The organism is Agrobacterium vitis (assembly GCF_013426735.1).
Taxonomy (GTDB): domain Bacteria; phylum Pseudomonadota; class Alphaproteobacteria; order Rhizobiales; family Rhizobiaceae; genus Allorhizobium; species Allorhizobium vitis_D.
The window spans coordinates 1,351,125-1,374,752 of record NZ_AP023272.1 but is presented as its reverse complement, the minus strand read 5'-3'; the positions used below and the strand labels follow the sequence as shown (position 1 = coordinate 1,374,752).

The 23,628-nt window shown below is 57.4% G+C and carries 26 protein-coding genes and 1 pseudogene; 14 read left to right on the top strand and 13 right to left on the bottom strand.

The features are described from left to right. Window positions 1-82: 82 nt before the first annotated feature. The 6 genes from H1Y61_RS06180 to H1Y61_RS06155 all read right to left on the bottom strand — a co-directional run bounded on the left by H1Y61_RS06180 (window position 83) and on the right by H1Y61_RS06155 (window position 5,636). Entirely contained in the window at window positions 83-1,198 is a 1,116-nt protein-coding gene (locus tag H1Y61_RS06180) for a branched-chain amino acid ABC transporter substrate-binding protein (RefSeq protein WP_180574030.1), read from the bottom strand. Between the two features lie 134 nt (window positions 1,199-1,332). Then, window positions 1,333-1,686 carry a DUF6867 family protein gene (locus tag H1Y61_RS06175; RefSeq protein WP_015916933.1) on the bottom strand — a complete coding sequence of 118 codons (354 nt, stop codon included), beginning with the start codon at window positions 1,684-1,686 and terminating at the stop codon, window positions 1,333-1,335. Between the two features lie 54 nt (window positions 1,687-1,740). After that, window positions 1,741-2,469 (bottom strand): ABC transporter ATP-binding protein, encoded by a 729-nt coding sequence (locus tag H1Y61_RS06170; RefSeq protein WP_041697011.1) that lies wholly within the window; start codon window positions 2,467-2,469, stop codon window positions 1,741-1,743. Next, window positions 2,469-3,344 (bottom strand): ABC transporter ATP-binding protein, encoded by an 876-nt coding sequence (locus H1Y61_RS06165; RefSeq protein ID WP_071207383.1) that lies wholly within the window; start codon window positions 3,342-3,344, stop codon window positions 2,469-2,471. The genes H1Y61_RS06170 and H1Y61_RS06165 overlap by 1 nt, the downstream gene beginning before the upstream one ends. Further along, entirely contained in the window at window positions 3,344-4,729 is a 1,386-nt protein-coding gene (gene livM / locus H1Y61_RS06160) for a high-affinity branched-chain amino acid ABC transporter permease LivM (RefSeq protein ID WP_180574029.1), read from the bottom strand. The genes H1Y61_RS06165 and livM overlap by 1 nt, the downstream gene beginning before the upstream one ends. 4 nt (window positions 4,730-4,733) lie before the next feature. Then, the gene (locus H1Y61_RS06155; RefSeq protein WP_015916937.1) at window positions 4,734-5,636 is read right to left on the bottom strand and encodes a branched-chain amino acid ABC transporter permease; all 903 of its coding nucleotides are present in this window, start codon (window positions 5,634-5,636) and stop codon (window positions 4,734-4,736) included. 64 nt (window positions 5,637-5,700) lie between these two features. Here H1Y61_RS06155 and H1Y61_RS06150 point away from each other — a divergent pair, with 64 nt between their 5' ends. Then, the gene (locus tag H1Y61_RS06150; RefSeq protein WP_174111550.1) at window positions 5,701-5,871 is read left to right on the top strand and encodes a hypothetical protein; all 171 of its coding nucleotides are present in this window, start codon (window positions 5,701-5,703) and stop codon (window positions 5,869-5,871) included. Window positions 5,872-5,898: 27 nt separating this feature from the next. Here the strand turns inward: H1Y61_RS06150 and H1Y61_RS06145 are convergent, their stop codons facing one another. Beyond that, on the bottom strand, window positions 5,899-6,525 hold the full coding sequence (locus H1Y61_RS06145; RefSeq protein WP_174111551.1) for a TetR/AcrR family transcriptional regulator: 627 nt from the start codon (window positions 6,523-6,525) through the stop codon (window positions 5,899-5,901). Between the two features lie 324 nt (window positions 6,526-6,849). Between H1Y61_RS06145 and H1Y61_RS06140 the strand changes: the two genes are divergently transcribed. The 3 genes and pseudogenes from H1Y61_RS06140 (at window position 6,850) to cysQ (ending at window position 10,013) form a co-directional block, all read left to right on the top strand. Further along, window positions 6,850-8,055, top strand: coding sequence for a multidrug effflux MFS transporter (locus tag H1Y61_RS06140; protein ID WP_174111552.1), 1,206 nt, complete (start codon window positions 6,850-6,852; stop codon window positions 8,053-8,055). 514 nt (window positions 8,056-8,569) lie between these two features. Continuing rightward, a pseudogene (gene cysC / locus H1Y61_RS06135) lies at window positions 8,570-9,157 on the top strand (adenylyl-sulfate kinase); the annotation flags it as partial. A 73-nt stretch (window positions 9,158-9,230) separates the two neighbouring features. Then, the gene (gene cysQ / locus H1Y61_RS06130; protein ID WP_180574028.1) at window positions 9,231-10,013 is read left to right on the top strand and encodes a 3'(2'),5'-bisphosphate nucleotidase CysQ; all 783 of its coding nucleotides are present in this window, start codon (window positions 9,231-9,233) and stop codon (window positions 10,011-10,013) included. Window positions 10,014-10,017: 4 nt separating this feature from the next. On the opposite strand, the gene H1Y61_RS06125 is transcribed toward cysQ, so the two are convergent. Further along, window positions 10,018-10,206 (bottom strand): hypothetical protein, encoded by a 189-nt coding sequence (locus H1Y61_RS06125; protein ID WP_180574027.1) that lies wholly within the window; start codon window positions 10,204-10,206, stop codon window positions 10,018-10,020. A 34-nt stretch (window positions 10,207-10,240) separates the two neighbouring features. Between H1Y61_RS06125 and H1Y61_RS06120 the strand changes: the two genes are divergently transcribed. From H1Y61_RS06120 to sciP, 3 genes are all read left to right on the top strand, one after another. Beyond that, window positions 10,241-11,278: a DUF2793 domain-containing protein gene (locus tag H1Y61_RS06120; RefSeq protein ID WP_174111555.1), complete on the top strand. Its 1,038-nt coding sequence runs from the start codon at window positions 10,241-10,243 to the stop codon at window positions 11,276-11,278. A gap of 288 nt (window positions 11,279-11,566) precedes the next feature. Beyond that, the gene (locus tag H1Y61_RS06115) at window positions 11,567-12,247 is read left to right on the top strand and encodes a sugar transferase (RefSeq protein ID WP_235680845.1); all 681 of its coding nucleotides are present in this window, start codon (window positions 11,567-11,569) and stop codon (window positions 12,245-12,247) included. Between the two features lie 551 nt (window positions 12,248-12,798). After that, a complete protein-coding gene (gene sciP, locus H1Y61_RS06110) occupies window positions 12,799-13,074 on the top strand; it encodes a CtrA inhibitor SciP (protein ID WP_015916944.1) in 276 nt (91 codons plus the stop codon). 752 nt (window positions 13,075-13,826) lie between these two features. Here sciP and H1Y61_RS06105 read toward each other — a convergent pair. Next, window positions 13,827-14,177, bottom strand: coding sequence for a flagellar export protein FliJ (locus H1Y61_RS06105; protein ID WP_180574026.1), 351 nt, complete (start codon window positions 14,175-14,177; stop codon window positions 13,827-13,829). A 445-nt stretch (window positions 14,178-14,622) separates the two neighbouring features. On the opposite strand from H1Y61_RS06105, the gene ctrA reads away from it, so the two are divergent. Beyond that, on the top strand, window positions 14,623-15,324 hold the full coding sequence (gene ctrA / locus H1Y61_RS06100; protein WP_015916946.1) for a response regulator transcription factor CtrA: 702 nt from the start codon (window positions 14,623-14,625) through the stop codon (window positions 15,322-15,324). 244 nt (window positions 15,325-15,568) lie between these two features. Here ctrA and H1Y61_RS06095 read toward each other — a convergent pair whose 3' ends face one another. Beyond that, the gene (locus H1Y61_RS06095) at window positions 15,569-15,928 is read right to left on the bottom strand and encodes a response regulator (protein WP_015916947.1); all 360 of its coding nucleotides are present in this window, start codon (window positions 15,926-15,928) and stop codon (window positions 15,569-15,571) included. Between the two features lie 286 nt (window positions 15,929-16,214). Then, window positions 16,215-16,865 (bottom strand): histidine phosphotransferase ChpT, encoded by a 651-nt coding sequence (chpT, locus tag H1Y61_RS06090; RefSeq protein WP_015916948.1) that lies wholly within the window; start codon window positions 16,863-16,865, stop codon window positions 16,215-16,217. 179 nt (window positions 16,866-17,044) lie between these two features. On the opposite strand from chpT, the gene H1Y61_RS06085 reads away from it, so the two are divergent. The 3 genes from H1Y61_RS06085 to H1Y61_RS06075 all read left to right on the top strand — a co-directional run bounded on the left by H1Y61_RS06085 (window position 17,045) and on the right by H1Y61_RS06075 (window position 18,823). Continuing rightward, a complete protein-coding gene (locus tag H1Y61_RS06085; RefSeq protein ID WP_015916949.1) occupies window positions 17,045-17,632 on the top strand; it encodes a DUF1134 domain-containing protein in 588 nt (195 codons plus the stop codon). A 163-nt stretch (window positions 17,633-17,795) separates the two neighbouring features. Further along, entirely contained in the window at window positions 17,796-18,518 is a 723-nt protein-coding gene (locus tag H1Y61_RS06080; RefSeq protein WP_180574025.1) for a hypothetical protein, read from the top strand. Beyond that, window positions 18,515-18,823, top strand: a complete 309-nt coding sequence (locus tag H1Y61_RS06075; RefSeq protein WP_174111557.1) for a hypothetical protein — start codon at window positions 18,515-18,517, stop codon at window positions 18,821-18,823. The genes H1Y61_RS06080 and H1Y61_RS06075 overlap by 4 nt, the downstream gene beginning before the upstream one ends. A gap of 57 nt (window positions 18,824-18,880) precedes the next feature. On the opposite strand, the gene H1Y61_RS06070 is transcribed toward H1Y61_RS06075, so the two are convergent. Together H1Y61_RS06070 and H1Y61_RS06065 are read right to left on the bottom strand one after the other, a co-directional pair. After that, a complete protein-coding gene (locus H1Y61_RS06070; RefSeq protein ID WP_174111558.1) occupies window positions 18,881-19,720 on the bottom strand; it encodes a TrmH family RNA methyltransferase in 840 nt (279 codons plus the stop codon). Between the two features lie 12 nt (window positions 19,721-19,732). Next, window positions 19,733-20,113, bottom strand: a complete 381-nt coding sequence (locus H1Y61_RS06065; protein WP_174111559.1) for a hypothetical protein — start codon at window positions 20,111-20,113, stop codon at window positions 19,733-19,735. Between the two features lie 80 nt (window positions 20,114-20,193). Between H1Y61_RS06065 and H1Y61_RS06060 the strand changes: the two genes are divergently transcribed. The 3 genes from H1Y61_RS06060 (at window position 20,194) to rpoH (ending at window position 23,590) form a co-directional block, all read left to right on the top strand. After that, window positions 20,194-21,222, top strand: a complete 1,029-nt coding sequence (locus tag H1Y61_RS06060) for an RluA family pseudouridine synthase (protein WP_180574024.1) — start codon at window positions 20,194-20,196, stop codon at window positions 21,220-21,222. Between the two features lie 90 nt (window positions 21,223-21,312). Next, entirely contained in the window at window positions 21,313-22,545 is a 1,233-nt protein-coding gene (locus H1Y61_RS06055; protein ID WP_180574023.1) for an NAD(P)/FAD-dependent oxidoreductase, read from the top strand. A 142-nt stretch (window positions 22,546-22,687) separates the two neighbouring features. Then, the gene (gene rpoH / locus H1Y61_RS06050; protein ID WP_174111562.1) at window positions 22,688-23,590 is read left to right on the top strand and encodes an RNA polymerase sigma factor RpoH; all 903 of its coding nucleotides are present in this window, start codon (window positions 22,688-22,690) and stop codon (window positions 23,588-23,590) included. Window positions 23,591-23,628: the final 38 nt, after the last annotated feature.

Genomic DNA, 23,628 nt, shown 5'->3' with positions numbered 1-23,628 from the left:
GCGCAAACACCACTGAAGCGTGCAATGCAAAAAGCCCGGCGCAAGGCCGGGCTTTCGTCTCCACTGGCAAAGTCAGCAGAAATCAGTTTTCGAAGTAGGAATACTTGCCGTCAGGGCCTTTCTTCCAAGTGTACATCACGTAGTCGGGACGGGTGATGTCGCCCTTGGCGTCAAAGCCGATCGAACCGATAACGGTCGTGAACGGACCCTTGGCCTTCATGGTTTCAGCAACCTTTTCGGAATCAGTGGAACCAGCAGCCTTGGCAGCCTCTGCAATGATCTGCAGGGCAGCGTAGGAGTAGAGTGTGTAAGCTTCCGGCTCGAAGCCAGCGTCGCGGAATTTTTTGACCGCATCCTTGGCGTTCGGGTTGTTACGCGGATCCGGCGGGAAGGTCATCAGCGTGCCATTGACGGCATCGCCAGCAATCGAGGCCAGTTCGTTGGAGGTGATACCGTCGCCCGACATCAGTGTCGCCTTGACGCCCTGGTCAGCCATCTGGCGCAGGATCAAGCCAGCTTCCGTGTGCAGGCCGCCAAAGTAAACGATGCCAACGCCGGCTTCCTTCATCTTGGCGATCAGAGCCGAATAGTCCTTCTCACCGGGCGTGATGCCTTCGTAGATGACTTCCTTGACGCCCAGACCATTCATGGCCTTCTTGGTTTCGTCGGCAAGGCCCTGACCGTAAGGGGTCTTGTCATGAATGACGGCAACCTTCACGCCCTTGAACTTTTCGGCAATGTACTTGCCGGCAACCGCGCCCTGCTGGTCATCACGACCGCAGGTGCGGAACGTGTTCCACATGCCGCGCTCGGTGAATTTGGGATTTGTCGAGGCTGGCGTGATCTGCAGAATGCCATTTTCGGCATACACGTCCGAAGCCGGGATCGATACGCCCGAGTTGAAGTGGCCGATCACATATTTGACGCCATCGGCAACGAATTTGTTGGCGACGGAAACGCCCTGCTTGGCATCCGACACGTCGTCGCCGAGCACGATCTTGATCTTTTCGCCATTGATGCCGCCGGCTGCATTGATATCGGCAGCGGCCTGTTCGGCACCCTTCTGGAGCTGTGCGCCGAAAGCAGCGTTCGGGCCTGTCAGGGGACCGCCGACACCGACGATGATGTCAGCCCAGGCGGTGCCGCTGAAGGCAACCATGGCTGTCAGCGCCACGGCTGAAAGAAGCGACTTCTTCATTCTGATACTCCCAGTTTTTAGGGCGGGCTTATTTCGATCCCCCGCGCAACACCCACCTAGATTGCGCCGGAAAACTTTTCCACTCTTTATTATTGCAATTTCCCCGGCCATCAGAGGCGAGAAAGACGGTGCTGTCAATCTTTCTTCTTCCAGGAAAGTGGGGAAGTTTTTTCATACAGCCAGTAGTAGTTACCGGCCATCTGGCGGGTGCGCCGCTGGCGGAAACCAACCATCGAAAACACCAGCAGAACGACAAAATCCATCGCGTAAAGACCGAGATCCAGCATCGGCCCTGCGAACAGGGCATGATGGAGAAAACGCATGACCAGCGCCAGCAGCAGCGTGTAGATCACCACCCGGCCATAGCCTTCCCAGTTTTCGGCAACGGCCTTGCCGGTGCGCCACGCGGTCCAAAAACCGAGCAGCACCACGAGAAAACGCAGCACCATCCGCACCTGGTCATCCGTATCGAAAAACAAACCCTGCATGTCATTTCCCCTCCGGGGTCTTTTTATCCGCAGTTTATCAGCACGGCACGGCGATTAATGCCGTCCGCCTTCGAGATAGGCAGCACGCACCTGAGGGTCGGCCAGCAATTCCCGACCGGAACCGCTCATCGTCACCAGGCCGTTGACCATGACATAGGCGCGGTCGGACAGTTTCAGCGCTGCAAACGCATTCTGCTCGACGAGGAACACGGTCAGCCCTTCTTCCTGGTTGAGCTTCTTGATCGCCTCGAAAATCCCCTTGACGATCAGGGGTGCCAGCCCCAGCGATGGTTCATCAAGCAACAGCAGTTTGGGCCGCGCCATCAGCGCCCGGCCAATGGACAGCATCTGCTGCTCGCCGCCGGAAAGCGTACCGCCGCGTTGGGCGTGGCGCTCTTTCAGGCGTGGAAACAGCGTGAAAATCTTCTCGACGTCCTCCTGGAAATATTTGAGATTGTCGAGACCGGCACCCATTTGCAGGTTTTCCATCACTGTCATGCGCGGAAAAATCCGCCGCCCTTCCGGTGATTGGGCAATGCGCTGGCGCGCGATCAGATGGGTAGGCATTTTGGTAATGTCCATGCCATCGAAAATCACCCGGCCGGCCCGCGCCTGCGGGCTGCCGCAAATCGTCATCATCAGCGTCGATTTGCCGGCGCCATTGGCGCCGATCAGGCTGACGATCTCGCCTTTTTTAACCTCGACGCTGACACCGCCAAGCGCGCGGATATTGCCGTAATAGGTCTCGACGGCCTCAACCTTCAAAAGAGCTTCAGCAGTCATCACAATTTGCCTCCGGCCACGGCTTCCACATCGGAAATCGCGTCGTCCAGTTCTTCATCCTCGACACCGAGATAGGCCGCAATGACCCTCGGATCGTTTTTCACGTGGTCAGGCGTGCCATCGGAAATCTTCTGGCCATATTCCAGCACCACGACATGGTCGGAAATTTCCATGACCACCGACATATCGTGCTCGATCAGCATGATCGATGTGCCGGTTTCGTCCCTGATACCATTGAGCAAAGTGTTGAGCGCCAGGGATTCCCGTGGATTGAGGCCGGCTGCTGGCTCATCCAGGCAAAGCAATTCCGGTTCCGTACACATTGCGCGGGCGATTTCGAGGCGCCGCTGCGCACCATAAGGCAGATCGCCAGCCGGGTCGTCGGCCCGCTCGATCAAATCGGCGCGCTCCAACCAGAACCTCGCCTTGTCGATCGACAATGCCGCCGCCTTCTTGTAGGCGGGCAAGCCAAGCAGACCGAGCACCGTATAGCCGGAGGCCTTCATCAGCGCATTGTGCTGGGCAACCAGCAGGTTTTCCAGCACGGTCAGGCCGGAAAACAACCGGATATTCTGGAAGGTTCGGGCCACCTTGGCCTTTTTGGTGATCTCGAAATCCGTCAGGCGTTCCAAAAGGAATTCCTTGCCGGCCTTCTGGCGCAGGGTGACCATGCCCATTGTCGGCTTGTAGAAGCCGGTAATGCAGTTGAACACCGTGGTCTTGCCCGCTCCGTTCGGGCCGATCAGCGCGGTAATTTCACCGCGCCGGGCTTCAAAAGAGAAGTCGTTGATGGCCATCAAGCCGCCGAATTTCATCGACAGGTGCTCGACCGTCAGAATTGGGTCATTGTTCATGATTTGCGTCCCGGAGGTCATCAGCCGTGACCCTCCTTGGTAAAGCTGCCGGAGACAGCCTTGCGTTCCCTCAGGAAGGCCGTCGGCTCTCTGCTGCCGACAAAGCCGCGCGGCTTGAACAGCATGACGACAACCATGGCGATGCCGAACAGCAGCATGCGATACAGTTCAGGGGTAAAATCAGGTCCGAACACATGTTTCAGGAATTCCATCTCGCGCAGCAGCTCCGTACCACCGACCATGACGATGGCCGCAACTGCGATACCGGTCAGAGACCCCATGCCACCCAGAACCACGATGGCGAGAATAACCGCCGATTCCAGGAAGACGAAGCTTTCCGGCGACACAAAACCTTGGCGGGCGGCAAAGAACGACCCGGCAAAACCGCCAAACATCGCACCGATGGCAAAGGCCGTCAGCTTGGTCTTCACCGTGTCGATACCGAGCGACCGGCAGGCGATCTCGTCTTCGCGCAACGCTTCCCAGGCCCGGCCAATCGGCATACGCCGCAGCCGGATTGTCACATAGGCGGTGAGCATGCAAAGCCCCAGCGCCAGATAGAACAGGAAGATCTTGTAATAGGCCGACGACATCGGCAGGCCGAAGGTCTTGGCGAAGCCATGTGCCGAGGCATCGAAGGGAATGCCGAACAGCGTCGCCTTGGGAATGCCCGATACACCGAACGTGCCCTGGGTGACATCCGTCCAGTTGATCAGCACCAACCGAATGATTTCCCCGAAGGCCAGCGTGACGATGGCGAGGTAATCTCCCCGCAGACGCAGCACCGGAAAGCCGAGTATGATGCCCCAGAAGGCGGCCAGAATGCCTGATATCGGCAGCAGCAGCCAGAAGGACAGGCCAAAATGCTGCGACAGCAGCGCGTAGGAATAGGCCCCGACCGCGTAGAAGGCGACATAGCCGAGATCGAGCAGCCCGGCCAGGCCGACAACGATGTTCAATCCCCAGGCGAGCATGACGTAGATCAGGATCTGGATGCCGAAATTATCGACATATTTCAGCGAACCCTGCGTGCCGACCAGAAAGAGAATGACCGGCGGATAGAGGATCAGCGCCACAAGCGCGATCTTCAGGAAATGGGTCTTGAACAAAGACGGGCGGGCGTCAGTGGCGGGCTTTGCAGACGCCTGCGCCTTGCGCGCCGTCGACCAGGGGCGCAAGACAGCGACCACGGCAAACCGGCCAACAGCGGCAATCGCCACGAAAATAGATAGAAGACCCCAGCGCGTATACCAGACGAGGGCATTGTTGATGTCCTGGTCGGTCTTGATTCCGATGAACAGCACGAACAGGCCGAGCGCCAGCAAGCCTGCGAACACGGCTTCTTTCAATGCCCGCGCCATCAGGCCGGGCTGCGCCTTGACGACAGAAACGTCCACATTTGCCATGATCTCAGACCTTCTCGACTTCGGGACGGCCCAGGATGCCGGTCGGTTTGAAAATCAGCACAAAAGCCAGGATGCCGAACGTGGCGACATCCTTGTAGGCGATGGTGAAATAGGCTGACCACAGGGATTCGATCAGACCAATCAGCAAGCCGCCGAGGACTGCGCCCGGCAAAGAGCCGATGCCGCCCAGAACCGCCGCCGTAAAGGCCTTGACGCCGGGAATGAAGCCATCGGTAAAAGAGGCAACCCCGTAATACATCAGATACATGGTACCAGCCACCGCCGCCAGCGCCGCTCCCATCACAAAGGTGACGGAAATGGTTCTATCGACATCGACGCCCAAAAGGGCCGCCATCTTGCGGTCCTGCTCGGTGGCGCGCTGAGCCCGGCCAAGCGGCGTCTTGTTGACAATATACCAGAAGGCCGCCAGCAGCACCGCCGTTACCGCAACGATGATCATCTGCTTCAGCGACACCGTGATGGCGCCGAAATGATAGACGTCATTGACCAGCGCCGGAATTGGCTTGTTGCGAGGGCCTTGCGCGACCTGAATAAAGTTGGACAGCGCAATCGACATGCCGATCGCCGTAATCAGCGGCGCCAGCCGGAAGGACCCGCGCAAGGGTCGATAGGCGACCCGCTCAATGGTCCAGTTCCACAAACCGGTCATCAACATTGATACAACCAACATGATCAGCAGCGCCAAAGCCACTGGAATGCCTGCAAAAAATGTCGTGAGAAGCAAAAAAACAATCAAGGCCGCAAAACCACCGAGCATGAAGATATCGCCATGGGCAAAGTTGATCATGCCGACGATCCCGTAGACCATCGTATAGCCAATCGCCACCAGGCCATAAATCGAGCCAAGCGTCAGCCCGTTGATAAGCTGCTGGATGAAATAATCCATACATTATCCCCCGGATGCCGATCAAGCGCAGCATCCATATGTTGTCCCATTCGGGTTCTTCGTGTTGGAGGGATTTGATATCGGTTTCGACAAAAATGTGAAGCCTAAAAGCTTTGCAGCGCGTATTTTTCTGTCAATTGCTCAAGATATCGGCAGTTTTTGCACAAATTCGGCATTAAACCTGGAATTGCGCTCAAAAAGCGCGCAGATGACTCCGGACCAACTTGCCGAATGAAAAAAACGCGGATGGTTTCGTCGTTTTTTACGAAGGCATCAGCAGCCGCAGCGCCAGGTCCACACGCATGCGGATCTCGCTGTCAAGATCCTCTGCCTGCTTGCCGAACATCAGAACCTTCGTCTGCAACGGCCCCAGAACCGCCCCGACAAAGATGTCGGCAATATCGCGGCGATCAACCGCCTCGCATGCGCTGCCCGCAACGTGGAAATCCAGTTCCTGCGCCAGAAAGGCTCGAAAATTCTCGACACAATCCTCGTAAAACTGCCGGGTCAGGCCGGGATGCTTGCCCGCTTCGGCAATGATCAGCCGGGTCACCAGAATCTGGCGTGGCGACAGGACGAACCGTGCCAAAGCCTCGAGCGCCAGCCGCACTCTCTCACGCGGGTCCGCCGTTTGCCCACGCTGGCCGCCGATTTCGATCTGCAACTGATCATGAGACTGGATCAGCGCCGTGAACAAGCAGCGCTTATCGGGAAAGAACCGGTAGACGGTCTTTTTCGCCATGCCAGCCAGACGCGCCACCTCCTCCATGGTCGCATCGCCAAAGCCCATAGTGTCAAACACCACTTCGGCAGCTTTCAGAATACGCTCACGCCGTTCCTCATCCGGCATGACCGGCAGGCGCATGATCACTCGCTGCTGTTCGGACATCGGTCTTCTCACACTTTCGACTTGACAAACGGAAACGAAAGCGTTTCCTGATCGTCGGGAGGAAACGACAACGTTTCCATGCTTACCGCATAATTTATCCTTCCGAAATGGTAAAAGATCAATTCTGCGGGATTCAAACGTCTAGACGACTGCGCAAACAACAGACCAAAGGCGAGTTGCTGCATGATTTTCTGAACCGCGGCGGTTCAGGGTAAAAATCATGCAGCATCTCAAATGCGCGAATGCGTCAGGCAAGCGCATGGTGGTTCATGTGCGGCGCGGCAAAGATGTATGACGGGCATGGTCAGATTCAGGAAATTGAAAATGAACCGAAAAACCCTCTTCCTGGCCATCTCGATCGGCATGATCTGTGCCATCGGGCCGCTTGCAACAGATATGTATCTGGGCGCCATGCCGCTGATGGCCACGAGCTTATCGACCACAGCCGCGACGATCCAGTTGTCCGTCATGACGTTCTTTTCCGGCTTCACCATCGGGCAAATGTTCTACGGACCGATTTCCGACAGAACCGGCCGTAAGCCGATAATTTATGTGGCATTGGCGATCTTCTGCCTGTCCTCGTTCGGCTGCCTGACCGCAACGACTGGCGAGCAATTGCTGGTATGGCGCTTCATGCAGGGCGTGGGCGGCTCGATTGGCATGGTCATCGGAACAGCCATCATCCGCGACACGCATACCGGCCCTGCCGCCACAAAGCTGATGTCCATGGTGATGCTGGTCATCGGCGTCGCCCCGATCCTCGCACCCTTCGCCGGCAGTCTCATTCTGAAAATAGCCAATTGGCAGATGATTTTTGTATTGCTCGGCTGCTATGCGGCGCTGTGCTTCGTGGTCGTTGCGCTCTGGCTTCCCGAAACCCGGTTGCCGGCCGACCGCGCTTCCAGTAAGCCCAGCCGCGCCCTCATCACCTATGGCGGCTTGCTGATCAGCCGCAATTTCATCCCCTATGCTGGCACCATGGCGCTCGTGCAGGGCGGGTTCTTCGCCTATATCGCCGGGTCGTCATTCATGCTGATGACGGTCTACGGGCTTTCGGCCATCAGTTACTCGATTATCTTCAGCACCAACGCAATCGGCCTTGGCATCGGCACGCAGATCTGCAACCGGTTTGCCACACGGTTCGGTGTCAAGGCTGCGGTACGCGGCTCCGTGCTGCTCTATACGGTTATCGCCCTGATACTGGTCGCCACCCAGCTGACCGGCACCGATAGCCTGACGGTCACCTGCATCCTGATGTTTATTCTCGTCATGTCCATCGGCGGCATCATGCCGGGTTGCAACGTGCTGGCAATGGAAGCCCATGGCTCCATTGCCGGGACCGCCGCCGCCCTGGCGGGAGGCCTTTCCTTTGGCGCAGGCGCCCTGTCCAGTTTTGTCCTCGGGTTGGTGGAAAACGGCACCGCCCTGCCTCTGGTCTGCGTCATGGCCGGTTGCGGTATCCTGGCCGTCCTTGTCACCCAGGTATTTTTCGAGGACCGGCAAGAGACAACAGTTCCCGAAAAAGCCTGACGAGGATCGGGATTTTTGCCCGAGTGGTGGCGCGGTAACCCCTTACATCTGCTGCATAATTCTCGATTTAAATGAATTCCGCTTTAAGGAATTATGCAGTAAAGCGACAGGGCAAGCATTGCCGCTTGCCCTTGACGGCTCTGCTTTGTTCAATCCTATCACAAACTAAAATGCTACCCCCCTTTGCGGTGTCGATCACACGGTTCTGTGGAAAGAAATACGAGGCGTCCATTGAAAATGACGCTGGGTATTTCCTTTTCAAGTGCCTCAAGATTTTGATCAATTTGAGATACTTGACATTCGTCAAAGCTGGGGATGCGGTCCTCTCCTTGATGCCTTCATATAAAATGGCAATAAACAGGCATTTTCATTCGTCGATTCAATCGTTATAAAACAACCATCTGCACGCAGACGGCAGAAACGTGATGGCCATCGTTTCGAGGGGAAACGCCGAAAGATGATAGCAGCGCATGACACAAGGGCACATGACACGAGGACGATCATAACGTCACAGCAAAACATCGTCGTCCAGCAATTACAAGTTCGCCGGGAGGCGCGCGCTATCATCAAACGCCAGCATCCCCGGGTGATCTGGCTGACGGGGCTTTCGGGTTCGGGAAAATCCACTGTCGCCAACGCCCTGGAAAGCCAACTGCACGGCCAAGGATACCACACCTATATTCTGGACGGCGACAATGTCCGCCACGGATTGAACCGCGATCTGGGCTTTTCCGATGCCGACAGGGTGGAAAATATCCGGCGGGTGGCAGAAGTCGCCAAGCTGATGGCGGATGCAGGCCTGATCGTGATCGTCTCTTTCATCTCCCCCTTTCAGGCCGACCGCGACATGGCCCGCGCCTTGATGGCAGACGGTGAATTCATCGAAGTTTTTATCGATACGCCCTTGCAGGAATGCATGCGGCGCGATCCGAAGGGCCTTTATCGCCGGGCGCTGATGGGAGAGATCAAGCAGTTTACCGGGGTCAGTTCCAGTTACGAGGCGCCGCAAAATCCGGATATTCATTTGAAGACCGCGCAGGCCACTCCAACGGAAATGGCCAACCAGGTGATTGGTTATCTCACCGAAACCGCACCTGCCTGACAGAAGACATGGACAAATAGAGTGGAAAAATTGAACACGTATCGTGTAGCCTGCGTATTTTGAGGAACATGACGTGATTGATTTGTTTGAAAAGGCGGCAATAGCCGCTGGGCGCGATATTATGGACGTGTTCCACAATGGCCCAACGGTGCGCACCAAAAGCGATGCCTCACCAGTGACCGAGGCTGATGAGCGGGCGGAAGCGATCATTCTTGCCGCCCTGGCTGCGCAGTTTCCCGCCATTCCCGTTGTGGCAGAGGAAGCCGTTGCCGCCGGCAACATTCCCCAGACCAGGGACCAGCCCTTTATTCTGGTCGATCCCCTTGATGGCACCAAGGAATTCATTCGTAAAAGCTCCGATTTCACGGTCAATATCGCGCTGATCGAGGCCGGTGTTCCGGTCATGGGTATCGTCTATGCTCCGGCGCGCGGCCAAGCCTATATTGGCGACCGTAGTGGCGCTCTCAAGATCGAAATCGATGCCAATTTCCAATCGGTTTCGCGACAGTCCATCACGGTCCGCACCCCCTCGCGCACGTTGATTGCAGTCGCCAGCCGCGCCCATAGCGGCCCGGAAACCGAAGAATTCCTGGTAAATCACGCCATAACAGATACCCGTTCCGTCGGCTCATCGCTGAAATTCTGCCTGGTGGCGGAAGGAGCGGCAGATGTCTATCCACGGTTCGGTCGAACAATGGAATGGGATACAGCCGCAGGCGACGCCGTGCTGCGGGCCGCGGGTGGCATGACAGTCGGACCAGACGGTGCGCCGCTGCTCTACGGCAAACGCGATCAGATCGATGACAGCGACTTCGCCAATCCCTCCTTCATCGCCTGGGGCGGCAAACAGGCCTGAGCCTTCAGCCTTCCCCGGTGAACGCGAAACCGGGAATTACCTGAAAAATCATATCTCTCCTGCCGGTCTTATCCACCGTCAAACGGTCGCGCCGATAATGGCGCGAGCGCTGGAGCTGGCTTGCTGATCCCATCGGCTTGGCCAGCTCCGGATTTTGACAGGATGCGATCTCCGGCCCGGTCTTGCTTGCCAACCGGATATCGCTCCACATTGATGGAGACGACACCATGGCAGACAATAGTCCACGCCTCGATTTGCCTTATATCCTGCCCTCCCAGGCCCAGAAACATGTCACCCATAACGAAGCACTGCTGGTTCTGGATGCGGTGACGCAGTTGGTAATTGAAGGCACACTTACCACGCCACCCACCTCTCCTGCCGCTGGCACCTGTTACTGGGTTGCCGCTACCGCGACGGATGCCTGGGCTGGCAAGGAAGCGCATATCGCCGCCTGGCAGGATGACAGCTGGGCTTTCCTGGCACCCGCCGCCGGCTGGCGCGCTTATGTCCGCGCAACGGGCCGATTGCAGACCTATGATGGCACGGCCTGGCAGGATCTCGCCCTGCCCGACACGGCCACCTTTTCCCGGCTTGGTATCAATGCCACGGCTGACGATACCAACCGGCTGGCCGTGTCGAGCGATGCCGTACTTTTCAATCATGCCGGTGGTGACAACAGGTTCAAACTCAACAAGGCGGGCGAGAGCAATACGGCAACGCTTCTTTATCAGTCCAACTGGCAAGGCCGCGCCGAAATGGGGCTGGCCGGCTCGGACCAGTTCAGCATCAAAGTCTGCAATGACAGTGGCAGTTGGACCACCGCCCTGCTGATTAGCGGCGACGGCACGGTCACCCAGCCCGCAAGACCCGCCGCCAGGGCCGAACTGACCAGCCCGTCCCTTGCGGTTACCAGCGGCATGGTCACCGGCTTTAACGGGCTGGCCATCAGCCAGGGCAACGTGCTGCTTGCCACCGCCACGGCAAGCGGCAATGGCCAAAGCCTGAAAGTGCCAGTCGCAGGGCTGTACGTGATCACTCTCACCCTCTCCACCACAGCCACCAACACCTATACGGCTACCGTAGTGGATAGCGCCCAGACGAGCCTTGCAAAGATGACCGTTGGCACCACCGCCGCCACTACAGAAACGCATGCGACAGCCCTGATCACGCTGGAGGCCGGAGCGGAAATTAGCCTGTTGCATAATGGCACGGCCACATTTGCCACCACCGGTGCGGGTGTAAAATTTTCGATATTTCTAATATAATGCACACTATCGTCGTCAAGACGGCGTAGCAAAATGGCAACAATGTTCCGATTTGAGAAAATAGACCCAAGAAGAAACATTTTCTTCAGAAGGTTAACCATTCATTAAGTTTGTTCATGACGAGCGCCCTATTTGGGACTACATAAGCCACAAGAACTTTAGTCGGGAACAAATGGCGGTGCGGAAGCAGAGGAAATACACTCGGCTCGCATCTGCACGCAACCAAGAATCTGGAGTAGCTAACACCGGTATAATCGGCTCGGCTGCTCCAGGAGGGACGAGGCTGGAATGGGTGTACCGCATGCACAGCAAGGCCTTCAGGCACGTCGCATTAACCGACGACGGACACGTATTTCAAGACATCGGATTCATCTGATTGCAAAACGAAGCCTCGATATCCTGATCTCGATTAGCGCATTGACGGTCTTGCTGCCGTTTCTGCTGTCGGTCGCCGCGCTGATCAAGCTCACCTCCCCCGGCCCGGTCCTGTTTCGGCAGATCCGTTGGGGCCGCAACCAGCAAAAAATCCGCATCTACAAATTCCGCACCATGTATGCCGCGGAATGTGACGATAGCGGCGTGCGGCAAACCACCGAAAACGACCCCCGTATCACTGTCGTCGGTGCGGTCCTGCGACGCACCAATATCGACGAACTTCCACAATTACTGAATGTGTTGAAGGGCGACATGTCGCTGGTCGGGCCACGCTGCCACGCGATCGGCATGTTGGCCGCCGGCATGCCCTACGAGGATCTGGTTACCGACTATCATCACCGTCATCAGGTCAAGCCGGGTCTGACCGGCCTTGCCCAGATGCGTGGCCTGCGTGGACCAACCGGTTCCGCCGCCAAAGCCCGCGCCCGGATCGCCGCCGATCTGTATTATGTGGATAATTTTTCGTTCTGGCTCGATATCAAGATCATTCTCGGCACCATCCATTCCGAACTGACTTGCGGCAAAGGCTTTTAAGAGAAGGATCTCACCTGATCTGGCCAAAATGATCCGGCAAAATCACTGCCTGCGGTGAGAGGAACTGCAAATTCTTTCCACATTCGACAAATTTGTCTCGAAAAAACGCAAGGTCACGGCGTCCTACCCAGCACTTTAGTCCGTCCAAGCGCTCTCTTGATGCCACTGATTCGTACGATGACCAACTGAAATCCAAACCCCGTCAAGTCCGAACGAATGAATGATCACGAATCATTAAATCCAAACCGAAGAATTTCATCGAAATCAAAATTTACACAAATTTTCTTGAGTAAAAAGAGATATCGACTGACAGTTTAACGGCAATAAATTTTGCGGCAATCCCCATATATACATAGAATTGATGCCTTCACACTTGCACGCGGCTTGTCAAAGGGTCGTCTTCATCCGAAAACGCCGTTTCTACGTGACATCAGCAGCCTTGGCCAAGTCCCTAAAATTCTTATCAAATTGTTACCCGATGCTTAGGTAATTTTTAAAGGTGCGGCGTTAGATTTCAGGTCTGTGGTCTTGAGTTTGTATTAGAGAGTCCAATGACCGAAACGATACGCCCGCGAGTTAAATATGTTATCGGCCCTGACGGCAGTCCGTTGACAATTGCCGACCTGCCGCCAGCAAATACCCGTCGCTGGGTCATCCGCCGCAAGGCAGAGGTTGTGGCTGCCGTGCGCGGCGGCCTGTTGAGCCTTGAAGAAGCGTGTGAGCGCTATACGCTGACCGTGGAGGAATTCCTGTCATGGCAGGCCTCCATCAACGACCATGGCTTGCAGGGCCTCAGAACGACCCGTATCCAGCAATACCGTCATTAAAACCAGACGGGGACTGGGATTGGGGCCGGGCCTGAAGACGAAGGCTCGAAGAGGTCGACCACACCTCGCCTCGCCAGATGCCGCCTTGCCAGATCCTGCCTTGAAGGAATTGCAAATATCTCAGATGCCTCAGGGTATTTGAGATATTTGCAAAGCCCTACGATCAGCCATTTTCAAGATCGATTTGAGTAATGCGCCAGCGGGGCTACAGCGTATATCCTGGCAAAGTGCCTCTGCGACCGGACGTGTTACGCCTCCGTGACAACACCAGGCAACCGACCGGCATTACGGCCGGCCGATTATCGTGAGAGATTTGATTTTTCGATTTCCACTCCGCCGAATGTGCCCCAGGCAAATCCCTTAAGCTTTTTTCAGCCTTCAGTTAACCCAGACGCCTTCCCAGTCACCACAGGACGTTGGGATGTGAATGGTTTCCAAGGGAAGCTGCTTTCCCCTCACCTATCACAGATGTCGGCTTCATAGGGGATCGGTCCGGATATTGGACCGAACCGTGGACCGTGTGGGGGAACTCCGATGCAAAACGCTGATTATCGCAGCGGGCGAGCGAAGGTTTTTTTACATGATGCCGCCGTGGGCATCCTTAATCGGGCAAATAGCTGAAAAAATAAATATCATATGGTCGCGGATGAAAAGGCCGTTCCATTCCATGTGAACGGCCAGGCAATGAAACCATCATCGAGCAGGTCCCATTCCCTGCCTGCCTTTGTCATCTACGATCAGGATCTTCGCCGTTAAGCGCGAGCCCGCTGCTGGCTGTCGCGCTCTTCCAACGCAGCTGCCTTGGCATGTTCAGCCTCGGCCAGTTCCAGTGACAGTTCCGCGGCATCTTGCTGAACCTTCAGCTCGCGAATCGAATCCTGCAGGTTATCGGCACGCTGGCGGGCGGCCTTTGCAAAAGTCGGATAGGCGAAATGCGAAGCATCCGTGATGCCCGCCTTTTTTTCTTCCAGAGAAATCTGATTCTCCAGTTCCTTGGCCATACGTTCAAATTCAGACATCATTAACTGCAATTGTTGCAGCTGCCGACGCTTCTCGGCAACCTGAAATGCCTTCAGGCGAACTAGGCTGTCACGCGACTTCATACGCAATACTCCCGTGATGCGAGACATCCCGCCGTCACTCTGTTTTGACATCGCCCGCTGACATTTAAACGAATCACCGCGAAAAAATCTCACGGCGTTAACAAAAAACTACCTTTGGTAACCTTTCGTTTACGGGCATCGTTAATGATAAGGGAGATCTTTTAAAGGTCGGTAAATGCCCGGGTCCAAAATGCAGGACAATGACAATGATGAGTCAATTGAATCGCTTAAGGGGTTTTCTTCCCTTTTCGATTCATCTGTGGCGATGAGAAAATGACATATGAATCAGGAGGCTAGGCATTATGCTTAATAAATTCGTTACACCTTGCCAGAGTGAATCAGAATTTGTTAACCATTTGGTGGCAGCCTTCAAATCAGGCAACGACTGGATCCGTATCGCGTAGTGGGCCATTCAGACCTTTCGGCGGCGGTAAAGGGGATAATTATGCGGGTTCTACTCATCGAAGACGACAGCGCCACAGCGCAGAGCATCGAACTGATGCTCAAGTCCGAAAGTTTTAACGTCTACACCACCGATCTCGGTGAGGAAGGCGTCGACCTCGGGAAACTATACGACTACGACATCATCCTGCTGGACCTCAATCTTCCCGACATGTCGGGTTACGAGGTTTTGAGAACGCTTCGCCTGTCCAAGGTCAAGACACCTATCCTCATCCTGTCCGGCATGGCCGGCATCGAGGACAAGGTTCGCGGTCTCGGCTTCGGCGCTGACGATTACATGACAAAGCCGTTCCACAAGGACGAGCTTGTTGCCCGCATCCATGCGATCGTTCGTCGTTCCAAGGGCCATGCCCAGTCGATCATCATCACCGGCGAACTGATCGTCAATCTCGACGCCAAAACCGTCGAAGTTGGTGGCCAGCGCGTTCACCTGACCGGCAAGGAATACCAGATGCTGGAGCTGCTTTCGCTCCGCAAGGGTACCACGCTGACCAAGGAAATGTTCCTTAACCATCTCTACGGTGGCATGGACGAGCCGGAACTGAAAATCATCGACGTGTTCATCTGCAAGCTTCGCAAGAAGCTGGCCAATGCCGCCGGTGGTGCAAACTATATCGAAACCGTCTGGGGCCGTGGCTATGTGCTGCGCGAACCCGACAGTGCCGAATATATGGAAACGGCCTGACACCGGTTTGTCGTTACAACGGGGCGTTATTCGTAACGCCTCGCCGTAAATCCCCACCAGTGCCACTCCCGCGCGAGATCGTATGATCTCAAAAAAGTCCCTGCATTGCCGGGACTTTTTTGCGTTGAAGAAAATGGATTGCTGTGACCCGCGACAACGGGGACAGACCATGCATTGAGAGAATCGGACCGAACGTTAACAACCGATTTTCGGATAAATCCGCCCTGTCTGGAATGATTCGGGATCAGGCGGCTTCGCGGTCACTGAACACTTCGGTCAGTGTTTTCCGGTCGAAGGGCTTCAGCAGGAAGTCGCTGGCTCCGGCCCGTTTGCCTTGCATCATGTGTTTCAGGTCGGCTTCGATGACGCAATAGAAGATCCGCACCGTTTTGCCCTCCGGCATGGCCCGGATATTGGTGATCAGTCCAAGCGCGCCTTCCAGACCCGAATCAACGATGATCACATGCGGTAATTGTGCTTCACAAGCCAGCATCGCCTCGCGCGCCGTGGATGCTTCCGTCACTCCAAAACCCAGTTCGGACAGAATTTTACGGCCAACCTTACGAACGATATCTGACGAGTCAGCAATGATCAGGTTCTTCATGCCGATCCCCTTTCGATGCCCATGGACCTTGCTTAAACATCAAAAAGATTAAGCAATTTTCCAAAAGAGCAAGCGGCGCGCCCCGTGCACCGCGTCTTTACCCATTGTCGCCGCAGCCCGCGGTCTGACTCTGCCCATATTTCAAACCCTCAATGGATTTGAGATATCTGCGCTATCTTTATGGTAAATCCAGAATACTAAGGAAACATTACCCGTCTCTGGTGGGAACGGAAAGCGGTGCCCGAAGCATGAGACACCGGGCGCCGTCGAGCATCTTTATGCGTGATCAGCCGGCCGCAACTGATTCGGCGGTGAAGGTAATTTCGCCTTCGCCGATGCTGTATTTCAGCTCCATCGATGATTCGTCGGCCAGCAACACGGTGTAATAGGGCTGGATAGAGTGGGCATCGACAGCTTCTTCCATCTGGCCATTGCAGATTTCGGCGAATTTCGGCGGCACACGCAGCATGCGGCCCTTGGCGACGATGGTAAATTTCGCGTCATATTCCGGATTTTCCAGCGTCACATCCAGCGAGCCGCCGCGCGGAATGGCGCCGTAGGCCACCAGCATCAGGTTCATCAGCAGTTTGACCCGGTTCTTGGCGATAATGGCGCGCGGGCCGTTCCAGGTAATTTCGGTTTTCTTTTCGGCGGCAGCGAAATCCTTGACGGCTTTCTCGGCCTCGCCGGTATCGATCGACGCACCGACCGAGCCCGAGGCCCCAAATGCCAGTCGGGCAAATTTCAACCGAACCGAAGCATTCAGCGCGCTGGTGCGAATGAGGTCCATGGCATCGGCATCCGCCCCGCCTTCATCCAGCAGTTCCAGCCCGTTATTGATGGCGCCAACCGGCGAAATGACATCATGGCAGACGCGGCTGCACAGCAGGGCTGCCAGATCGGGTCCGGCCAGCGTTAGGTTCACGTTCTTGAGCATCGAATTCTCCTCGACGGCAAAGTCTGTTATCGGCTGAGAGGCATAGCTGCCCCATCAAGCCGCATGATGTCGACGCCATAATGACACCATATTTGGTAAACCCATTGTTAATACGAAGTCATCAAGATGGAAGTCCGGTCTCATCAGAGCCGATTCTATTCATATCCGAGGAGGAAGCGATGCGCTTTTCCATCATTCGGGACCTGTTCAGGACCTGGATTGTAACGGCTGGCGTGGTTGCGGCAAGTGTTGTTTCGCAGCCCGCGACTGCAATGGCGCAGGGCGATCAATATACCATGCAGGAAGTGGTCGATGCTGGCCACTCCTTCTTCGGCTCGACCAGCGGCGCGCTGGCCAAGGTGATCGAGAAGGCGTTCGGGCAATATGGCCTACCCAATGGCTACATTCTTGGCCAGGAAGGCTCCGGCGCGTTTATTGCTGGCCTCACCTATGGCGAAGGCACGCTCTATACCAAGAATGCCGGTCAGCACCCCGTCTTCTGGCAGGGGCCGTCGCTCGGCATCGATTACGGTGGCAATGGCAGCCGCACGATGATGCTGGTCTATAACCTGCCCGCCGTCGGCAGCCTCTACAGCCGGTTTGGCGGTGTCAGCGGCTCGGCCTATGTGGTGGCCGGCGTCGGCATGACGGCGCTGAAGAACAACAATATGGTTCTGGTCCCGATCCGCACCGGCGTCGGCGCAAGGCTTGGCGTCAATGTCGGCTATCTGAAGCTGACTCAATCCTCCACCTGGAACCCCTTCTGACCTCCACCGGCTTGGTTGATGTCAAGTCGGTCCATCGCCCGCAACTGCTGTTGTCGAACATGAACAGGCTAAGATGGAATGGCATAGGGTTTTGGTTTACAGAATGCGCATCTGGACCGTCATCTGACACTTTGGGAACCGCTCTAACGGATATGGCACCGCCGTGATCGAATACGCCCTGCTCTTTGCATTGGGATTTGCCGCCGCAGCGCTTCTGGCGGCGTTGATCAGCCCTGCCATCCATGGCCGCATCGTTGCCTATACCGAACGGCGTCTGCGGGCCACCGCCCCTCTCGGCCCGGAAGAAGTCCGTGCCCAGAAGGACATGGTCCGCGCCGTTTATGCCGCCGAAAATGCGAAACTGTCCTATGACCTTCGCCGCGAGCGGGAGTATTTCGTCTCCGTCAAGGCCGCCGCCGATCAGGCCCAGGCGGAAGCGATCCGCGCGCTTGGAGCCGAAGATGCCCTGAAGGAGCAGATCCACGCCATGAGCAATGAGGCAGGAGCATTGCGCGTCGAACTTCGCCAGAACCAGGCTCAGATGGAACAGCTGAAAGCCACGCTACAGCGCCACGAAGCGATGGTCGCCAGCCGCGATCTCGACATCGAGGCGCTAACCGTCAAGCTGACCCGCCTGGAGGCGGACCTGGCTGCCCGCAATCGGGAAACCGCCAGCCACAAGCACCAGACAGAAGACCTGCAATTGCGCATCCAGGATTTGCGCACCGAACGCGAGACATTGCGCGACGAGGCCAAGGCCGCCGCCAGCCGCGCCCAGAAGGCAGAGCAAGGGCTTCTCCAGGAGGAAGACAAGGTGCTGAGGCTGGAGGAGCGGCTTGAACGCCTGCAAAAGACTGAAACCCCTGTGCAACAGGTCGCCAAATGAGCGAAAGCCCGCTGAACATGCAGCACCCCACGCCCGAAGCACTCGAAACGCTTGCCGACGACTTGCGCCAGCGCAGCGAAGCGCTCAATTCCCGGCTGCTTGCTGGCGATGGTGTCGAGGAAGACTCGGCCCTGCGCGCGCAAATCGCCGAAATCGCCGCCGGGATGATCGTGTTCACCGCCCGCAAGGAAGGCGAACCATCGCCGATCCCGGCCCTGCTGGCACACCCTGTCCCCAGCGCCGATGCGCCGCAACCACTGCTGGACCGGATCAGGGCGGTAGCACCGGATCTTCTGAACGATTGAGCCTATCGCCTCGCAGAACAGGATGGGGCAGCCAGATGAGGGGCCACCGCCACGCCCCTACCCCAATTTTGCCAGCGCCCGCGCCGCACTGTGCAGCGCGATGCCGCTGGCGGTGCCGAGGTTGAGGCTGTCGAGTTGCGGTGACTGGGCGATCCGCACGGTCATGAACCGGGCAAGCACGTCAGCGGGCAGGCCCTCGCCTTCTGTGCCGACCACGAGCGCCAGCCTTTGCTGGTTACCAAGCCCGGTGGCAATATCGCCGATCTCCGTTGTGCCTGACGGCGTCAGCGCCGCCACCAGAAAGCCAGCCGCATCCAGTGCCGACAACAGCGCAAGGGCGCTGTGTTCGCGCGCATAGGGCATGGTCAGCACCGAGCCGACCGAAACCCGCAGCGCCTTACGATACAGCGGGTCGCAACTGGTCTCATCCAGCAGCACCGCATCGGCACAGAAGCCGGTGGCATTGCGAAACATCGCGCCGACATTGTCATGATTGGAAATGCCGCAGCCGACCAGAACCAGGGCGCGTTGCGGCAAGCTGGCAATCAGCTGCGTGGCATCGGGCGCGGTGAGCCGGCTGCCCAGCGCCAGCACGCCACGATGCAGGTGAAAGCCAGCGATTGCATCCAGCACGGCAGCGCTTGCCACGTAGACCGGCAGATCGTCCGGCCATTGGTCAAGAAGCGGCTGGAGACCCGCCACCCGGTTTTCCAACAGCAGCAGCGCTTCAGCGCGAATGCCACGCCCGGCCAAATGCGCCGCCAGCAACATGCGCAGCACCACCGTGCCTTCTGCAATGAACCGGCCCTCACGCCCCGTCAGGTCGCGCTCGCGGATATTGCTAAAGGCAGCGATGCGTGGGTCCTGCGGATCGGTGATGGTGACGAATTGGACCATGCGTTTGAAGGCCTATTGCGTAATCGCGACGTCCGCGATCATCCGGCCCACTGACAGATCAAACACGTAGGCCTTGGACTGGCCTTCGGCTGTGGTGCCGTAAAACAGGATCTGCGTGCCTGACAGCGCCGTGGACGTCACTTTGAAACCAGCAGGCAGACGCGCAGCCAGCGACAGCGGCTGGTCGGAGGGGATGGTTAGGCCACCCGCCTGCGTCTTTTCCGGCGCTGGTGCGTGTTTGACCTTGTAGACAACGGCGGCCAACACCGCCATAAGGCTGACAAACATGATGGCCGCCGAGACGAGTTGCAAACGCACCATCTTGCGGCGAACTTTTTCGAGCACCGGATCGAGCGGCTTGTCTTTCTGTTCGTCGGTCTCGACTTGGCTCATGAAACTTAAACCTTTCCCTGATGGAGCTGCTCTGCCGCCCATTGGGCCTCGGCCACAAGGGCCGAAAGACAGGATGCGCTATGACAGACCCCTTTAAACAAGCAGGCGAGCCAAGGAAAGAGCTGATTGCCGGTGAGGACGCCGAAGGCCGTCTGGATGCCTGGCTGGCGGCAAGCCTTGGCGGTGACCTGTCGCGCAACCGGGTAAAGGCCCTGATCGAGCAAGGCGCGGTCTTCGTCAATGGCACAGCCGTTACCGAGCCGAAGCGCAAGATCAAGCCCGGCGACCAGCTGGTGATCGCCATGCCGGAGCCCGAAGATCCCGAACCCAAGGGCGAGGATATTCCGCTCACCGTGCTCTACGAGGACAAGGACCTGATCGTGCTGTCAAAGCCCGCCGGTTTGGTGGTGCATCCGGGTGCTGGCAACTGGACCGGCACGCTGGTCAATGCGCTGATCCACCATTGCGGCGACAGTCTCTCCGGCATTGGCGGGGTGAAGCGTCCCGGCATCGTCCACCGGCTGGATAAGGAAACCTCTGGCGTCATGGTTGTCGCCAAGAATGACATCGCCCACCGGCATCTGGCCGACCAATTTGCCGACCATGGCCGCAGCGGCCCGCTGGAACGGGCCTATCAGGCTCTCGTCTGGGGCCGTCCGCGTGGGCTGCGCGGCACCATTGACGCCGCCCTTGGCCGGGCTGGTGACCGCACCAAGCGCACCGTGAAGCGCGAGGATACCGATGACGCGCGCGAAGCCATCACCCATTATCAGGTGATGGAGCGTTATGGTGAAAAGCCGGATGCCACCTGCCTCGCCTCGCTGGTGGAATGCCGGCTGGAAACCGGACGCACCCACCAGATCCGGGTGCATATGGCCCATATCGGCCATCCGCTGATCGGTGATCCCGAATATGGCGCGGCCTTCAAGACCAAGGCCAACCTGCTGCCGGACGCTGCAAAAGCCATCGTCAATAATTTCAATCGCCAGGCGCTGCATGCCTATCTCTTGGCCTTCGAACACCCGACCACCGGCGACGTCATGCACTTCGAAGCGCCCATCCCTGACGACATGGAAACAATTATCGAGGCGCTGCGCGGTATCGCGTGAACCCTTTGCCCCGTTAAACGTTAGCGCGTGTCCGACATGGCTGCACAGCAGTTCTGAACTGGGCAGGCGTCAACCGGGCAAGGGGCGAATATGGATACCAAACAAGCAGTCGGAAAATCGCGCGATCTGCACGATGGCAAATCTTTCTGGGCTGCGACACCGAATATTGTGGTTGAGAGCCGCGATACCCCGGCGCGCACCGATTACGATGTGATCATTATCGGCGCCGGGATCAGCGGCGCCCTGATGGCACAGACGCTGGCGGCGGATGGCCGCCATATTCTGGTGGTGGACCGGCGTGAACCCGTCCGGGGCAGCACGCTGGCCAGCACCGCGATGATCCAGCACGAAATCGATATTCCGCTATCGCAATTGTCCAAAGCGATCGGGGCCAAGAAGGCGATGCGCGCCTGGAGGCGCTCGGCAGCCTCCGTTAATAGCCTGAGGGAGCGCGTCGACAAGCTTGGCATTACCTGTCAGTTCCAACAGCGCAGCAGCCTTTTCCTGGCGGGCGATGAGATGGGCCACCGCGCGCTTGCCGCTGAAGCGGAACTGCGCCGTGAAGCGCAATTGGACGCCGAGTATCTGAGCGGTGCGCAGGTGAAGGAGCGGTTCGGCATCGATCGGACGGGCGCGATCCTCTCCCCCTGCTCGGCCAGCGCCAATCCGGCCCAGATGACGGCTGGCCTGCTGAAGGCTGCCCAGCAAGGCGGCGTGGAAGTCGTCTCACCGCTGGCGATTACCGCCATCCGGGAAACCCGCGATGGGGTTATAGTGGCAACAGCGGACGGTACATTGCTCTGTGCCGCAGACCTTATCGCCTGTACGGGCTATGAATATCTAAAAATGATGGAAAGTCCCCTGCATCAGGTGATTTCCACCTGGGCCATCGCCTCCGAACCGAACGCCCAAAGGCCGGACTGGCTGGACGACCATCTCGTTTGGGAAGCGTCCGAGCCCTATCTCTATTTCCGCTCCACCCCAGATGGCCGGATCATTGCTGGTGGCGAAGATGAGGACGATCCGCTCGCCCACCAGAACCCGGCCAAGGCACTGCGTAAATTCGAAACGATCCGGCAAAAACTGAAGGATCTCGCCGGTATCGAGATGGACAGCATCGCCTATGGCTGGTCGGCGCCGTTCGGCACGACGCGGGATGGGCTGCCGATCATCGACCGCGTCCCCGGCACCAGCCATGTGCATGTTGTGATGGGATTTGGCGGCAATGGCATCACGTTTTCGACCATCGCGTCGGACATTGTCTCGGCCCGGATTGCCGGTTGCAAGGATGCCGATGAGGATTTGTTCCGATTCCGCTCGTAAATCAATCGTGACCGGCGTGGTGCGCTTGAATCCCGGCTATGCCACACTTATGTGACATAGGATTTCGTGCGGGATGAGGAAATCCGCATGATAGAGCTTGCCCGTTTGGCATTGGGAAGCTCATGGATAAAGGGGGTGCTTTATGGCCCGCAATAGCTTGCCTTCGATTACCGCCGGTGAAGGCGGACTGAACCGATACCTGGATGAGATCCGCAAGTTTCCGATGCTGGAACCCCAGGAAGAATACATGCTGGCCAAGCGCTATGCAGAGCATGGCGACCGCGATGCAGCGCACCGGCTTGTCACCAGCCATTTGCGCCTCGTGGCGAAGATTGCCATGGGCTATCGCGGCTATGGCCTGCCGATTGGCGAAGTCGTCTCTGAGGGCAATGTCGGCCTGATGCAGGCTGTCAAGAAATTCGATCCCGAACGCGGCTTCCGGCTTGCCACCTATGCGATGTGGTGGATCAAGGCCTCGATTCAGGAATATATCCTGCGCTCCTGGTCGCTGGTGAAGATGGGGACGACCGCCAACCAGAAGCGGTTGTTCTTCAACCTGCGCCGCCTGAAGGGTAAGATCCAGGCCATCGAAGAAGGCGACCTGAAACCGGACCAGGTCACGGAGATCGCCACCAAGCTGAAGGTCAGCGAGGAAGAAGTGATTTCCATGAACCGCCGGCTGTCGGGCGATGCCTCGCTGAACGCGCCGATCCGCGCCAGCGAAGGTGAATCCGGCCAGTGGCAGGATTGGCTGGTGGACGATCATGACAGCCAGGAAGACACGCTGATTGAGCAGGATGAGCTGGAAACCCGGCGCAACATGCTGTCACGCGCCATGGGCGTGCTGAACGACCGCGAACGCCGCATTTTCGCCGCCCGCCGCCTGGCCGAGGAGCCGGTGACGCTGGAAGAACTGTCATCGGAATTCGACATCAGCCGCGAACGGGTGCGCCAGATCGAAGTGCGCGCTTTTGAAAAAGTCCAGGATGCTGTCCAGAAGGACGCACTGGAACAGGCCAAGGCGTTGCGCGTCGTCGAGTCCTGACGCCAGCGCCAATTAAAACAAAAAGCCTTATGGCCTGC

What these genes read in the sequence shown, in the direction of transcription:
- H1Y61_RS06145 (WP_174111551.1), bottom strand. Translation starts at nt 6,525, where the DNA reads ATGTCCGAACAGCAGCGAGTGATCATGCGCCTGCCGGTCATGCCGGAT.
- H1Y61_RS06175 (WP_015916933.1), bottom strand. Translation starts at nt 1,686, where the DNA reads ATGCAGGGTTTGTTTTTCGATACGGATGACCAGGTGCGGATGGTGCTG.
- chpT (WP_015916948.1), bottom strand. Translation starts at nt 16,865, where the DNA reads ATGCTCAAGAACGTGAACCTAACGCTGGCCGGACCCGATCTGGCAGCC.
- H1Y61_RS06060 (WP_180574024.1), top strand. Translation starts at nt 20,194, where the DNA reads ATGACAGACCCCTTTAAACAAGCAGGCGAGCCAAGGAAAGAGCTGATT.
- H1Y61_RS06140 (WP_174111552.1), top strand. Translation starts at nt 6,850, where the DNA reads ATGAACCGAAAAACCCTCTTCCTGGCCATCTCGATCGGCATGATCTGT.
- rpoH (WP_174111562.1), top strand. Translation starts at nt 22,688, where the DNA reads ATGGCCCGCAATAGCTTGCCTTCGATTACCGCCGGTGAAGGCGGACTG.
- H1Y61_RS06075 (WP_174111557.1), top strand. Translation starts at nt 18,515, where the DNA reads ATGAGCGAAAGCCCGCTGAACATGCAGCACCCCACGCCCGAAGCACTC.
- ctrA (WP_015916946.1), top strand. Translation starts at nt 14,623, where the DNA reads ATGCGGGTTCTACTCATCGAAGACGACAGCGCCACAGCGCAGAGCATC.
- H1Y61_RS06085 (WP_015916949.1), top strand. Translation starts at nt 17,045, where the DNA reads ATGCGCTTTTCCATCATTCGGGACCTGTTCAGGACCTGGATTGTAACG.
- H1Y61_RS06180 (WP_180574030.1), bottom strand. Translation starts at nt 1,198, where the DNA reads ATGAAGAAGTCGCTTCTTTCAGCCGTGGCGCTGACAGCCATGGTTGCC.
- H1Y61_RS06170 (WP_041697011.1), bottom strand. Translation starts at nt 2,469, where the DNA reads ATGACTGCTGAAGCTCTTTTGAAGGTTGAGGCCGTCGAGACCTATTAC.
- H1Y61_RS06120 (WP_174111555.1), top strand. Translation starts at nt 10,241, where the DNA reads ATGGCAGACAATAGTCCACGCCTCGATTTGCCTTATATCCTGCCCTCC.
- H1Y61_RS06105 (WP_180574026.1), bottom strand. Translation starts at nt 14,177, where the DNA reads ATGAAGTCGCGTGACAGCCTAGTTCGCCTGAAGGCATTTCAGGTTGCC.
- H1Y61_RS06115 (WP_235680845.1), top strand. Translation starts at nt 11,567, where the DNA reads ATGGGTGTACCGCATGCACAGCAAGGCCTTCAGGCACGTCGCATTAAC.
- H1Y61_RS06095 (WP_015916947.1), bottom strand. Translation starts at nt 15,928, where the DNA reads ATGAAGAACCTGATCATTGCTGACTCGTCAGATATCGTTCGTAAGGTT.
- H1Y61_RS06165 (WP_071207383.1), bottom strand. Translation starts at nt 3,344, where the DNA reads ATGACCTCCGGGACGCAAATCATGAACAATGACCCAATTCTGACGGTC.
- H1Y61_RS06065 (WP_174111559.1), bottom strand. Translation starts at nt 20,113, where the DNA reads ATGAGCCAAGTCGAGACCGACGAACAGAAAGACAAGCCGCTCGATCCG.
- H1Y61_RS06055 (WP_180574023.1), top strand. Translation starts at nt 21,313, where the DNA reads ATGGATACCAAACAAGCAGTCGGAAAATCGCGCGATCTGCACGATGGC.
- livM (WP_180574029.1), bottom strand. Translation starts at nt 4,729, where the DNA reads ATGGCAAATGTGGACGTTTCTGTCGTCAAGGCGCAGCCCGGCCTGATG.
- H1Y61_RS06070 (WP_174111558.1), bottom strand. Translation starts at nt 19,720, where the DNA reads ATGGTCCAATTCGTCACCATCACCGATCCGCAGGACCCACGCATCGCT.
- sciP (WP_015916944.1), top strand. Translation starts at nt 12,799, where the DNA reads ATGACCGAAACGATACGCCCGCGAGTTAAATATGTTATCGGCCCTGAC.
- H1Y61_RS06155 (WP_015916937.1), bottom strand. Translation starts at nt 5,636, where the DNA reads ATGGATTATTTCATCCAGCAGCTTATCAACGGGCTGACGCTTGGCTCG.